Below are 12,585 nucleotides of genomic sequence, written 5' to 3'. Positions count from 1 at the left end.
CCGGTGTCGGCTATCCTTGTAAAGTTGCTTTTGCAGCGGATCGGGATGTGGCGCAGCTTGGTAGCGCGCGTCGTTCGGGACGACGAGGTCGCAGGTTCAAATCCTGTCATCCCGACCAAATGAAAGAGGGTCTCCCCCGGGAGACCCTCTTTTTTTCATTTCTTTTGTGCAACAACTTCGGGGCATAAAGAAAGCCCCGGTGCACGGAATTCATGCACCGGGGCCCCGCCTCGTTATCAGGAGGCTACTTAGGCCGGGTCGGGCCAGTTACCGCTGTAGGTGGTGTAAGTGGTGCCGCTGTCCTTCTTCGAAACCTTGGACGATGCCGGATCGGGCCAGTTACCGCTGGCCACAGAAACACCTGCGGTGTCGGAGATGGAACCTGCGGAAAGGACGGCCGGAGCCGCTGCGGAGAATGCCAAGGCGCCTGCCAGTACGGCAGCGGCAGCTATCTTCTTAAACATATGGAGTCCTCAATACGAGTCGGATTCGTTACAAAGTCAGCACGTCCTTGTTGACACCTATTGTAAAATATCTTCCACAGGGACTGTCAAGCTTTGTGTATATATGCTGTCCAGAATAAGGAGGATATCCCGTGGGCAACGGATTCGGGGAGAAGCTCCGGGCGGAGCGGCTCGAACGTGGCCTTACCCAGGCCGAGCTGGGTAAGGACCTTTATTCCCCGAGCTATATCTCTCTCTTGGAAACCGGCCGCAGGGAGCCAACGGCCGAGGTCATCGAGGAACTTGCCCGCCGGTTGGAACTGGCGCCCAAGGCCCTGGAAGCATGGAGCCAGCCCATCTCAGTCAGCGACGCCGAGTACGTCCTTGCCGGCCTCTATGCACGGCAGGCGTGGGACCTGCGTGATTACCCGCTGGCAGCGAGCCATGCAGCGACTGCGGCCAGGATCGCACTCGAGGGCAAAAACACCAGCGCCTGGTGGAACATGACATATATGCAGGCGGAATGCCTCATGAAGCACGGCGATTTGCAGGACTGCCAGCAGATAACCCAGCGCCTCCTGGAGCACCCCATGGCCAAGGAGTCAGTTGGACTGGCCGTTCGGGCCCGCCAGATGCTTGCCGCTGTGTTCCACCGCCAAGGCCAGCTCTCCCTTGCCGTGGACCACGCCATGGAAGCGGTGAAACTGTCGTCGCAGCTTCCCAAGAGCTCGACAGTCACTATCGGTGCCCACCGGATCCTCATCGGCGCTTTGGCCGAAAGCGGGAGGCTGGACGAGGCTTGGAAATACTGCCAGGCCATGAAGGAACAGGTGGACGAGACCTCAATGGCCCAGCTCGCGGGCGAGGTGGCCTGGGTCATCGGCAACGTGGCCTTTATGCGCCACGACTACACCGAAGGCGTCAAAGAGCACGAACGGGCAGCAAAGCTGCTTTCCCCTGCCAACGACATCGAGCTGTGGGCCCGTTTCAACAAGGCCTCGGCCGCGGTGCGGCTCCAATCCGGCATTGTGGAGCCCGAGACGCTCGCGTCCATTGAACGTGCGGAGCTGGCGTTTTCCATCGTGCACGGCATGAAGAGCGACCAGCTGGAGGTCGCGTTCATCCGCGCCCGCTGGCTGTACCTCACGGGCGACATCGTTGCCGCCATCCAGAAGCTCCGCGAGATCCATGCCGAGTCCGACGCACTGGCCAAGCACACCGCCGGCGAGGTGGCACTCCTGCTGGGCAAATCACTCAAGGCCGCCGGCGAATCCGATGAAGCCCTGGTGTACCTCCACGAAGCACAGAAAGATTTCAGCTCCGCCGGGGCCCAGGACCGGGTCCAGCAGGCGCTGGACGCGATCCTGGAAATCAGGCTCGCCCAGGAGCGGTCGGCCGCCGCGGCGAAAAACGCCAAGGCAAGCTGACCCGAAGGCGGGCCAAAACTGAGCGAACGGCTAAGCGAACGCCTTGCCCGTGAGTTTCTCGTAGGCCTCGATATAGCGGCCGCGGGTGCGGGCCACCACGTCCTCGGGCAACGCCGGCGGCGGCGTATCCGATTTCCTGTCCCAGCCTGACTCGGCCGATGTCAGCCAGTCGCGGACGTACTGCTTGTCATATGACGGCTGTGCTTTGCCCGGTTCATAGGTGGCTGCATCCCAGAAGCGGGAGGAATCCGGCGTGAGCACTTCGTCGCCCAGGGTGATGGCACCGGACACGGCGTCATAACCGAACTCCACTTTGGTGTCCGCGAGGATAATGCCGCGTTCCCGGGTAATTTTCTCGGCCGCCGTGTAGATCTTCAGGGTCAGCTCGCTCAGCCGTCCGGCAATATCGTCGCCCACCATCGCCACAACGTCGTCATAGGAGATGTTCTCGTCATGCTCGCCCACCTCGGCCTTCGCTGACGGGGTGAAGATGGGCCGTTCCAGCCGTGAGCCGTCCACCAGGCCTGGCGGCAATGGAATCTCGCAGACCGTCCCGTGCGCGTTGTACTCGAGCAGCCCGGAACCGGTGAGGTAACCGCGGGCGATGCACTCCACGGGGAACATGTCCAGCTTCTTGCAGATCATGGCGCGGCCCTCCACGGCCGCGGGAACCCCATCTTCCACCGTGGATGCCAGCACGTGGTGGACCACGTCAAGCTGGTCGAACCACCAGAGGCTCAGCTGGGTGAGGATGCGGCCCTTGTCCGGGATCTCGCTCGCCAGGACGTGGTCGAAGGCGCTGATGCGGTCGCTGGCCACCACCAGGACGCAGTCCTGGCCGACCTGCTGGCGGACAGCTTCGTCGGCCGGCTCGTACAGGTCACGGACCTTGCCCGAGTAAACGTGCGTCCAACCCGGCAAGTCCAGGGTGGCGGTGCTGAATCCGCGCTGGGGGGAATTCCCGGTCATGTTATGCCCTCGCCTTCGTCACCGGCAGTGATGCCGTCGCGTTGGACGCCACCTTGATTTCGCCGCGGGCGGCCTTCCGTCCGATGTCGGTCCGGAACTGGGCCCCCTCCAGCTGAACCAGTTCCACGCCGTCGTACGCCCGTTCCCGGGCCTCCACGAGGTCACTTCCGAGCGCAACAACTGCGAGCACCCGGCCGCCGGCCGAGACTACTTTGCCGTCGTCGTCGAACGCGGTACCCGCATGGATGACGTGCACGCCCTCAAGCTCCTCCGCTTTTTTCAGGCCGCGGATGCGGTCGCCGGTGCGCGGCTTGTCCGGGTAGTTTTCGGACGCGATGACGACGGCGACAGCGGTCTCCTTGGACCAGCGAAGCTCCTCGGCGTTGTCCAGTTCGCCCTTGGCGGCTGCCAGCAGCAGCGCACCGAGCGGGGTCTTGAGCCGGGCCAGGACGGCCTGTGTTTCAGGATCGCCGAAGCGGACGTTGAATTCGATGACCCGGGTACCGCGCGAGGTCAGGGCCAGGCCAACGAACAGCACGCCCACGAACGGCGTGCCCCGGTTGGCCATTTCCTTGACGGTGGGTTGTGCCACCCGGTCAATGACTTCCTGGACCAGGCCGGCGGGGGCCCATTCCAGCGGCGTGTAGGCGCCCATGCCGCCGGTGTTGGGGCCCTCGTCGTTGTCGAAGATGCGCTTGAAGTCCTGGGCCGGCGAGAGGGCCACCGTATTGTGGCCGTCGCACAGGACAAAGACGGAAACCTCAGGGCCGTCCAGGAATTCCTCGATGACGACGGTGCCGCCGGCATCGAAGCACGCCTGGGCGTGGGCCAGCGCTTCGTCACGCTTCTTGGTGACCACAACGCCCTTGCCTGCTGCGAGGCCGTCATCCTTCACCACATAGGGTGCACCGAAGGTGTCCAGGGCAGAGGCTGCTTCCTCGGCGTTGGTAGCTACCAGGGCCATGGCCGTGGGAACGCCGGCTTCAGCCATGACTTCCTTGGCGAACGCCTTGGACGCTTCCAGCTGGGCTGCAGCCTTGCTGGGCCCGAAGACCGGAATGCCGGCCTCGCGGACCGCGTCCGAAACCCCGGCAGCGAGCGGAGCTTCGGGGCCCACCACCACAAGGTCGACGCCGAGCCGGGTAGCCAGTGCAGCTACGGCGCCGGGATCATTCCCGTCAATCCGGTGGGTGGGGACCAGCTTGCTGATGCCGGCATTGCCGGGAGCTGCATGGACCTCGGACACGTTGGGGTCGGCGAGCAGGGAGCGGACAATGGCGTGTTCGCGGCCTCCGGGGCCGATGACGAGTACCTTCACAGTCTCCAAGGGTACTTTGTGGACCCTGCCCTCTCCTAAGGAAAGTCCAAGCTGTGACCGGGATCAGCGATCTGCGGTGCCGACGGCTACGAACCCAAGGTATGAAGAAGCTGAAGAACTGGCTCAAGGGTCCCACCGCCATGGCCGCGCTGGCGGGCGTGGTGGCGGCCGCCGTCGTACTTTCCGTCGCGGAGCTGATAGGGGCGTTCTTCACGGCGCGGGCTACGCCCGTGATCGCGTTGGGTTCCACCTTCATCGATTTCACGCCGCCGTGGATGAAGGATTTTGCCATCGCGACGTTCGGCACCAACGACAAGGCCGCACTGTTCGTGGGCATGGGAGTGACCATCCTGCTGCTGGCCTGTGTCCTGGGCGTGGCGGCTTACCGGAAATGGTCGCTGGGCGTGGCGGGCGTGCTGTTCATGGGGGCAGTGATCGTGGCCAGCGTTGTCACGCGGGCAAGCGTCAAGCCGCTCGACGCCGTCCCCACCATCCTGGGAACGGTGGCCGGGCTCGTGGTTTTGCGGCTGCTGATCGCCCCGCTCTGGCGGCTGAAAGCCTGGCCGGAGGCGCCCGCTGACACCGGTGCGGAGGAACCCGGCCGTCCCGCCACCAGCCGCCGCCGCTTCTTTGCCGCTGCCGGCATCACCGCTGTCGGTGCAGGGATCGCAGCCACGGGCGGGCGCCTGCTCAGCGCTGCGCGCAGCAACATCGCCCAGGCCCGCGAAGCCCTGCAGCTGCCCACCCCGGTCAAGCCCGCCGCGGCGGTGCCGGCCGGCGTCCAGTCCCCCGCTCCCGGGGTCACGCCGTGGATCACCCCGAATGGCGACTTCTACCGGATCGACACTGCCCTGAGCGTTCCCGAAATCAACGCGGATGACTGGGAGCTCCGGATCCACGGCTTAGTGGAGCAGGAGGTCCGCCTCACGTTCCAGGACCTGCTCGACGCCGACCTCATCGAATCGCACGTAACGCTCACTTGTGTCTCCAACCCGGTGGGCGGAAACCTCGCCGGGAACGCCCGCTGGCTGGGCCTTCCGATTCGTGAGGTCCTCAAGCGGGCCCGCCCCAAGGACGGGGCGGACATGGTGCTCTCGACGTCGATCGACGGCTTCAGCGCCTCCACGCCGCTGGAAGTACTGCAGGATGACCGCGACGCCATGCTGGCGATCGGCATGAACGGCGAGCCCCTTCCGCTGGAGCACGGCTATCCGGTGCGCATGGTGGTGCCTGGGCTGTACGGGTTCGTTTCCGCCACCAAGTGGGTAGTGGACCTGGAAGTAACGCGCTTCGCGGACAGCAAGGCCTACTGGACACAGCGGGGCTGGTCAGAACGCGGCCCCATCAAGACCATGGCCCGGGTGGAGGTTCCGAAGTCGTTCGCCAAGGTGCCGGCCGGCCGCGTCGCGATCGGCGGCACGGCGTGGGCGCAGACCCGTGGCATCACCAAGGTGGAAGTCCAGATCGACAACAACCCCTGGGCCGAAGCGGTCCTTTCAACCGAGGCCTCACTCATTACGTGGCGGCAGTGGTCCTTCAACTGGGAGGCCACCCCCGGACCGCACTACATCAAGGTCCGTGCCACGGACGGGTCCGGCGAAGTGCAGACGGACCGGCGGGCCGATCCCGTGCCGGACGGCGCGTCCGGCTGGCAGTCGGTCATGGTCACCGTGGAGTAGCCCGGGATCAGGGGGTCCGGCCCCTAGACTGGCTTCATGCCGCACAACCCCCATGCCACGTTCACCGTGGACTCCGCCGTCGAACTGGCCGTCATCGAACGCAGCGGTTTTGTGGAGTCCCGGCATATCGGCTCCGCCGTGCTGCTGGCAGCAGACGGCACGGTGGTGACCGCGCTTGGCGACATCACCACCCCCATCTTCGCCAGGTCCGCGCTCAAGCCGCTTCAGGCACTGGCCTCCATGCAGTCCGGCGTTCCGTTGCGTGGCGCCCAGGTGGCGCTGGCGTGCGGCAGCCATGTGGGATCCCTTGACCACATGGACGTGGCGGCGGGAATGCTGAAGGCCGCCGGCGTCACCGAGGACCAGCTCCAGTGCCCCGCTGCGTGGCCGCAGGACGAGACAGCCCGCAACTGGCTGGTGCGCTCCGAACGCGGCAAGTCAAAGCTTGCCTTTAATTGCTCCGGCAAGCACGCGGCGTTCCTGTGGGCCTGCACCGAAAACGGCTGGGACACCCACAGCTACCTGGAGCCGAACCATCCCCTGCAGCAGCGGGTGCGAAGCGTGATCGAAGAGTACGCCGGGGAACGGATCGCGCATTTGGGGATTGACGGCTGCGGGGCCCCGGTGGCAGCCATATCGCTGGCCGGCCTGGCGCGGGCCTTCTCCAAGCTGGCAAAAGCGCCCGGTGACAAGAACTCCAATGCCCGCGCAGCCACCATCGCCACGTCCATGCTGGACTACCCCTGGGCTGTCCAGGGCCAAGGCGAGGCCAATACAGTGGTCATGGACGAACTGGGGATTATTGCCAAGATCGGCGCCGAGGGTGTGCTGGCGATGGCCACTCCGCAGGGCGTGTCTGTGGCCGTGAAGATCCTGGACGGCAACATCCGCGCCACCTCCCTGATAGGACTGACCATGCTAGCCGCCGCTGGGGCGGTGGACATCCCTGGTGTTTCCAGTGTCCTTGAAAGGGTGGTCAGTCCGGTCATGGGCGGCAGCCAGGCAGTGGGAAGGATCCGCCTCGGGCCAGCAGTGTCCGCTCTCCTCGACTAAGCGCTGCGCGACTACTGAGATTGTTTCCGAAAAAGGGAGGCTGGCCTCATGGCCACAGCTCGCCGTCGTATCGGCATTGAAGAGGGCAAAGCGGCCCTCGCCGCGTGGCAGGAAGCTGCCGGGTCGCCGTCGGACGCTCTTTCACGGAACGTCACCGCGACGGCCGTCCGCTACACGCTCGAGGAGGTGACCGCCAGGGCGCCGGGGAACTCCGTGGAGGTCCGGGTGCCGCCGTTCGGCGTTACCCAGTGCGTTGAGGGGCCCCGGCACACGCGCGGCACTCCGCCGAATGTGATCGAGTGCGACGCCGCCACCTGGCTGGGGATGGTCACCGGCAAGGTGAGTTGGGCGGATGCCGTGGGTGCGGGCAAGGTGGCGGCCTCGGGGCTGCGGGCGGACCTGTCTTCACTGCTGCCGCTCTGACCGCTTGGCCCCCAACCGGTGCACGTGCTGCTTTTCCTTGTGCGGGCCGGAGAAGGCCCCTAGCGTAGGAGGCGGCAGGCCCCGGCCCCGCCAGCCTGATCCCGCCCGACAGAGAGGAGACGCCGTTATGGCGCTTTACCAGCCTGAGCCCGTTGAGATCTCCACGAGGATTCGTCCAGGGGAATGGACGGAGCAAAGCCTCACGGAACTGCTCGAGAGTTACCGCACCAAGATCCTGGACATGGGCGCTGCCGCTTCGGAGGTGGTTGAGGAGGTGGAGAGGAGCAACGACGGTTCGGTCAAAGTCAGCGTCGCGTGGATCAAGCCCGTGTGAGCAGCCTGCCAATGGCACTGTGCTGCAGATTCTCCAGGATCTCGCGGGGACCGTCGAAGATCTCGGCCGCTCCTGCATCGCGCAGCTCGGCCGCGCTGGTCCCGCCGCAGGTGACTCCTATGGCCGGCATTCCCAGGGCGGCCGCGGCTTTCATGTCCCACACCGAGTCCCCTACGTAAACAGCGTCCGTGGCGAGGACGCCGACAGTTTCGAGGGCGGCCACCAGGATGTCCGGCGCCGGCTTGCTCGCCTTGGCGTCGTTGGCGCTGGTGGCGGCGTGGATGAACTCATCTGAGTCCAGTGCCCGGCGTGTGGCCGCCAGGTCCTGGTCGCGGGCAGAGGATGCCAGGGCGACGGCAATCCCTTGGGCGTGGCACGCGGCCAGCAGTTCCCTGGCACCGTCGAGCGGACGCAACGATGGCCAGCTCAGGGCGAAGACCGCCGCGTGGCTTGCCATGATTTCGGAGTCAGCGTTCCGGTCCCGGTTTTCGGGCAGGAGGGTGTCCACCAGACGGTCCCCGCCCATCCCCACACACCGGTGGATAGCAGCCATGGGGACGTCGTGTCCGTGCATGCGGAAGGCGTGCCACCACGCGAGGGTGTGCACATAGGCGGAGTCCACCAGGGTTCCGTCAACATCGAACAGGACACCCCTGCGAGGCGCGCCGGCCGGACCGCCGGAACCCATCACCCGACAGCAGCGCGTGCGGACAGCTTCCTCCCGTGCGCCGCAGCCTTATCCTTCGGAGACACTGTACGGACCCGGTCCCGGAGGATAGTTCCGGCGCCGTTGCTGCTGCAATCCCGGATCAAGCCCGTGCCGGCGATCTCGCGTGCCATTTCGACGCCTTTCACGGCGGCCCGCTTGGTTGGAAAGGTTACGGAGATGGCCATCAGGTTCCCGGAACCATCCATCATCCGCACCCTGTAGCCGCCGTCTGGCGCATCCACCAGTTCAAAATATCCGGCCACTGCAATCACCCCTTGTTCAGTCACTGCGCTGTGCTTTTCCTGGAGCGCTTCGCCAGTCTTAGTAAGTATACTTACTTCCTGGCCGGGGCAGTAGTGCCATCAGGCCCTAGGGTCCCCGCTGGCCTACCCTTTCTGCCTCCGGGGGGATAGGGGTGTCGCTGCGCCGGACGGTGTCCTGATGCAGTTCAAGGGCACTGGTCACCATCGCGAAGTGGCTGAAGGCCTGCGGGGTATTGCCCAGTTGGCGCCCGGCCCTGACGCCCCATTCCTCACTGAAAAGCCCTACATCGTTGCCCAGTTCCAGTAACCGTTCGAACAGGGCGGTGGATTCCTCGGCACGCCCTGCACCCAGGAGAGCCTCCACCAGCCAGAAGGAGCAGGCAAGGAAGACGCCTTCATCCCCCGGGAGTCCGTCGTCGCTGTCTGCGGGACGGTAACGCAGGACAAAACCGTCTTCGGTGAGCTCGCGCTGGATCGCGTCGATGGTGCCGAGCACGCGGGGATCATCCGCCGGGAGGAAGCCCACCCGCGGAATCAGCAGCAGGCTGGCGTCAAGTTCAGGGCGCCCGTAGGACTGTGTGAAAGTGTTCCGCTTCGGGTCAAAGCCATTGGCCATCACTTCCCGGTGGATGGTGTCCCGCAGGGCTTCCCAGCGTTCCGCCGGACCCGGGAGCCCGAAGTCCCGGACACCCTTGACCATCCGGTCGGCGGCCACCCAGGCCATCACCTTGGAATGGGTGAAATGGCGCCGCGGCCCGCGCATCTCCCAAAGACCGTTGTCCGGCTGGTCCCACACTGTTTCCAGGTGTTCCATCAGCATCACCTGCAGATCCCAGGATTCGTCCGTGTGCTTCAGCAGGGAATTCCGGGTCAGCGCAAGGCAGTCGAGGACCTCGCCCCAGACGTCCAGCTGAAGCTGCTCCGCAGCACCGTTGCCAATCCGCACCGGCTTGGAGTTCTCGTACCCTGCAAGCCACGGCAGTTCCATCTCCGGAAGGCGGCGTTCGCCGTGGATCCCGTACATGATCTGAAGGTCCGCCGGGTCCCCTGCCACGGCGCGGAGCAGCCAGTCACGCCAGGCAGCCGCTTCCGCCGTGTAACCGGCGGCCAACAGCGCCTGCAGGGTCATGGTGGCATCCCGCAGCCAGCAGTAGCGGTAATCCCAGTTGCGGGGGCCGCCGATCTGTTCCGGCAGGGAGGTGGTCACGGCGGCCACAATGCCGCCGGTGGGGGCATAGGTCAGGGCTTTGAGCGTGATCAGAGAACGCATCACGGCGTCCTGGTATTTTCCCTTGACTGTGCATTGGGACGCCCAGCCGCGCCAGAACGCAAGGGTTGTGCCCAGCACGTCCTCGGCTTTCACAGTATGGGGGCGGCCAACATGGCTGGGCGCCCACGTCAGGACGAACGGCACCCGCTCCCCGGCCTCCACCGTGAAGTCGCTGACGGAGTGCAGGTTCTCCCCGTGGAGGGGCGCGTTGGTGACAAAGTAGACGGCGTCCGGTCCCGCGATGGCATGGAGTCCGCGCTTGTCCCGCCGGACCCAGGGAACGATGTGCCCGTAGTCGAACCTCAGGGTCAGCTCGCCGTGCATCCTGACGCTCCCGCTCACGCCCTCCACGATCCGCACGATGTCCGCCACCTCGTCACGCGGCGGCATGAAGTCGATGATACGGACAGTGCCGTCGGGGGTATCCCATTCTGTTTCCAGGACCAGGGTGCCCTCGCGGTAGGCGCGCCTGGTGCAGGCGCCGCCGCCCTCCGGTGCCAGCAGCCAGCGTCCGGCTTCCGGCGTATCCACCAGTGCGTTGAAACAGGCCGGCGAGTCAAACCGCGGAAGGCAGAGCCAGTCGATGGAGCCCTCCGTGCTGACCAGGGCGGCGGTGTGGAGGTCGCCAACAACTGCGTAATCTTCTATCCGCGCCATTCCAATACAGTGCCACACGGATCGCCCCGGGTGGTGAAGTCCGGCGGTGTAGCCTGAATTGATTGCCGGCCCTGAACCCCGGAGGCACCATGACCTGCGCAACGCCGTCGGATCCGAGCTGACAATGTCCATCCACATCGGCACGTCCGGCTGGAGTTATGACCACTGGGAGAACGTCCTGTACCCGCCGGGCCTGCCTGCCCGGGACAGGCTCCAGCACTATGTTTCCCGGTTCAGCACCGTTGAGCTGAACGCCAGCTTCTACCGCTGGCCGCGGGATACGTCATTTGCCAGTTGGCGCCGCAGGCTGCCTGACGGTTTTCAGCTGTCCGTCAAAGCTCCCCGCGGCCTGACCCATGCGAAGAAGCTGTACGCGCCGGAAGTGTGGATCGAGCGCATCGCCCGTTGCTGGCACGAGCTGGGCGACAAACGTGCTGTCCTGCTGGTCCAGCTCCCGCCGCAGTTCGAGCGCGACGACGCCCGGCTGGACTATTTTCTCGGGGCCCTCCCGTGGTGGATCCGGGTTGCCGTGGAATTCCGCCACCCCAGCTGGGAGCACCATGACGTCTATTCCCTGCTTGAACGCCACCAGGCGGCCTACTGCATCATGAGCGGGGCCAATCTGCCGTGCATTTTGCGAACCACGGCGCCGTTCGTCTACGTGCGGCTTCACGGCCCGGACCACCAGCACCTTTACGGCGGTTCCTACTCGGACACCGACCTGCACTGGTGGGCTGACCGCATCCGCGAGTGGGCCGGCGCCGGGCAGGATGTTTATGCCTATTTCAATAACGACGGCGGCGGGAACGCCGTGCGGAACGCCGAGACCCTGCGCTGGATCCTCGGCGAGGGCTGACGTCACGGAAGGCGGCAAGGGCCGCCGCCTTGCCGGTCCGCCTCTTGGCTGTGGCAGAGTGGTAAGCATGGACAGGGCTCCTCAGAACGCACCGCACAACCTTCCGCACACGGCACAGCTGTCCGGCACCCAGCTCTTCCTGCTGGCCCACCGGCTATCCGACGTCGTCAACGGCGTCCGCATCCGGCTTGCCAAGCGCTGGAACTTCGCACCGCAAACCATCGCCTACCAGGGCTACGGTTCCACCGGCTGGGTCCGCGTGCTGGGGCGCGTCCTTCTCACGAAGAAGCCCACTCCCGGCAGCCAGGCCGAGCACGCGGCACGGAACGGCACGCAGAACATCCGGGGCTGGCGTGCGTTCACCAGCGTCCCGCTGCAGTTCACCGGGGTTGAAATAACCATCGGCGACGTCGTCACCAGGGTCAAGGCGGACCGCGGCGGGCTCATCGACACGGTGGTGGATGTCCGGCTCTCCCCCGGCTGGCACACCGCCGTCCTGCGCGCCGACGGCACAGAGCCCGTGGAGACGCTGATCCAGGTGATCGACGCCGAAGCAAAGTTCGGCATCGTGTCGGACATTGACGACACGGTGATGGTCACGGCCCTGCCGCGGCCCTTCCTGGCACTGTGGAACACCTTTGTGCTCAGCGAACGTGCCCGCATGGCTACCCCGGGCATGGCCGTCCTGCTGGACCGACTGACCATTGAGCATCCCGAAGCGCCGGTCATTTACCTTTCCACCGGTCCCTGGAACGCTGCCCCCACGCTGGCCCGCTTCCTCAGCCGGAACATGTATCCCGCCGGCGCGCTCCTGTTGACGGACTGGGGCCTGACCCATGACCGCTGGTTCCGCAGCGGCCAGGAGCACAAGCACACCAACCTTGAGCGGCTCGCCAAGGAATTCCCGGATATGCGCTGGCTCCTGATCGGCGACAACGGCCAGCACGACGAGGAGATCTACAACGGTTTTGCCCAGGAGTACGGGGACAAGGTAGCCGCCATCGCTATCCGGCAGCTGTCCGTCAGTGAGTCAGTCCTTGCCGGCGGCCACTCCGAGGACGGCGACCACACCACCTCGGTGGTGCCGTGGATCTACTCGACGGACGGCGCCGGGATGGCCAAGCAGCTGAAGGCCCTGGACCTTCTCTAGGCGGATCCCGCTCCGGATCCCGCTGCCTTGCAGC

General features: G+C 65.5%; 13 protein-coding genes and 1 tRNA gene. 8 read left to right on the top strand and 6 right to left on the bottom strand.

All coding sequences use genetic code 11. From position 1 onward, the window contains the following. Positions 1-41 precede the first annotated feature (41 nt). Positions 42-118 (top strand) — tRNA-Pro (locus ACS5PJ_RS06005). Between the two features lie 130 nt (positions 119-248). Here ACS5PJ_RS06005 and ACS5PJ_RS06000 read toward each other — a convergent pair. Then, the gene (locus ACS5PJ_RS06000; protein ID WP_439433992.1) at positions 249-464 is read right to left on the bottom strand and encodes a hypothetical protein; all 216 of its coding nucleotides are present in this window, start codon (positions 462-464) and stop codon (positions 249-251) included. A gap of 131 nt (positions 465-595) precedes the next feature. Between ACS5PJ_RS06000 and ACS5PJ_RS05995 the strand changes: the two genes are divergently transcribed. Then, positions 596-1,870, top strand: coding sequence for a helix-turn-helix domain-containing protein (locus ACS5PJ_RS05995; RefSeq protein WP_439433991.1), 1,275 nt, complete (start codon positions 596-598; stop codon positions 1,868-1,870). A gap of 30 nt (positions 1,871-1,900) precedes the next feature. Here ACS5PJ_RS05995 and ACS5PJ_RS05990 read toward each other — a convergent pair whose 3' ends face one another. Continuing rightward, positions 1,901-2,839: a phosphoribosylaminoimidazolesuccinocarboxamide synthase gene (locus ACS5PJ_RS05990; protein WP_439433990.1), complete on the bottom strand. Its 939-nt coding sequence runs from the start codon at positions 2,837-2,839 to the stop codon at positions 1,901-1,903. A gap of 1 nt (position 2,840) precedes the next feature. Beyond that, positions 2,841-4,157 (bottom strand): phosphoribosylamine--glycine ligase, encoded by a 1,317-nt coding sequence (gene purD, locus ACS5PJ_RS05985; RefSeq protein WP_439434126.1) that lies wholly within the window; start codon positions 4,155-4,157, stop codon positions 2,841-2,843. A 101-nt stretch (positions 4,158-4,258) separates the two neighbouring features. Between purD and ACS5PJ_RS05980 the strand changes: the two genes are divergently transcribed. The 4 genes from ACS5PJ_RS05980 to ACS5PJ_RS05965 all read left to right on the top strand — a co-directional run bounded on the left by ACS5PJ_RS05980 (position 4,259) and on the right by ACS5PJ_RS05965 (position 7,646). Further along, positions 4,259-5,836 carry a molybdopterin-dependent oxidoreductase gene (locus ACS5PJ_RS05980; protein WP_439433989.1) on the top strand — a complete coding sequence of 526 codons (1,578 nt, stop codon included), beginning with the start codon at positions 4,259-4,261 and terminating at the stop codon, positions 5,834-5,836. Positions 5,837-5,872: 36 nt separating this feature from the next. After that, positions 5,873-6,889 (top strand): asparaginase, encoded by a 1,017-nt coding sequence (locus ACS5PJ_RS05975; RefSeq protein WP_439433988.1) that lies wholly within the window; start codon positions 5,873-5,875, stop codon positions 6,887-6,889. A 48-nt stretch (positions 6,890-6,937) separates the two neighbouring features. Then, entirely contained in the window at positions 6,938-7,312 is a 375-nt protein-coding gene (locus ACS5PJ_RS05970; protein ID WP_439433987.1) for a sterol carrier family protein, read from the top strand. 127 nt (positions 7,313-7,439) lie between these two features. Then, on the top strand, positions 7,440-7,646 hold the full coding sequence (locus ACS5PJ_RS05965; RefSeq protein ID WP_439433986.1) for a hypothetical protein: 207 nt from the start codon (positions 7,440-7,442) through the stop codon (positions 7,644-7,646). On the opposite strand, the gene ACS5PJ_RS05960 is transcribed toward ACS5PJ_RS05965, so the two are convergent. From ACS5PJ_RS05960 to ACS5PJ_RS05950, 3 genes are all read right to left on the bottom strand, one after another. After that, entirely contained in the window at positions 7,633-8,334 is a 702-nt protein-coding gene (locus ACS5PJ_RS05960) for an HAD family hydrolase (RefSeq protein ID WP_439433985.1), read from the bottom strand. The genes ACS5PJ_RS05965 and ACS5PJ_RS05960 overlap by 14 nt on opposite strands. Further along, a complete protein-coding gene (locus tag ACS5PJ_RS05955) occupies positions 8,334-8,618 on the bottom strand; it encodes a hypothetical protein (protein ID WP_439434125.1) in 285 nt (94 codons plus the stop codon). Before ACS5PJ_RS05955 ends, ACS5PJ_RS05960 begins: the two co-directional genes overlap by 1 nt. Positions 8,619-8,724: 106 nt before the next feature. Continuing rightward, complete coding sequence (locus tag ACS5PJ_RS05950; RefSeq protein ID WP_439433984.1) at positions 8,725-10,545, bottom strand: glycoside hydrolase family 15 protein; 1,821 nt, start codon at positions 10,543-10,545, stop codon at positions 8,725-8,727. A 124-nt stretch (positions 10,546-10,669) separates the two neighbouring features. Between ACS5PJ_RS05950 and ACS5PJ_RS05945 the strand changes: the two genes are divergently transcribed. Both ACS5PJ_RS05945 and ACS5PJ_RS05940 read left to right on the top strand, forming a co-directional pair. Beyond that, on the top strand, positions 10,670-11,401 hold the full coding sequence (locus ACS5PJ_RS05945; protein ID WP_439433983.1) for a DUF72 domain-containing protein: 732 nt from the start codon (positions 10,670-10,672) through the stop codon (positions 11,399-11,401). A gap of 67 nt (positions 11,402-11,468) precedes the next feature. Next, positions 11,469-12,551: an App1 family protein phosphatidate phosphatase gene (locus tag ACS5PJ_RS05940; RefSeq protein ID WP_439433982.1), complete on the top strand. Its 1,083-nt coding sequence runs from the start codon at positions 11,469-11,471 to the stop codon at positions 12,549-12,551. Positions 12,552-12,585 lie beyond the last annotated feature (34 nt).

The organism is Pseudarthrobacter cremeus (genome assembly GCF_051857465.1).
In the GTDB taxonomy this organism is placed as follows: Bacteria; Actinomycetota; Actinomycetes; order Actinomycetales; family Micrococcaceae; genus Arthrobacter.
This window is presented reverse-complemented; position numbering and strand designations above follow the sequence as displayed.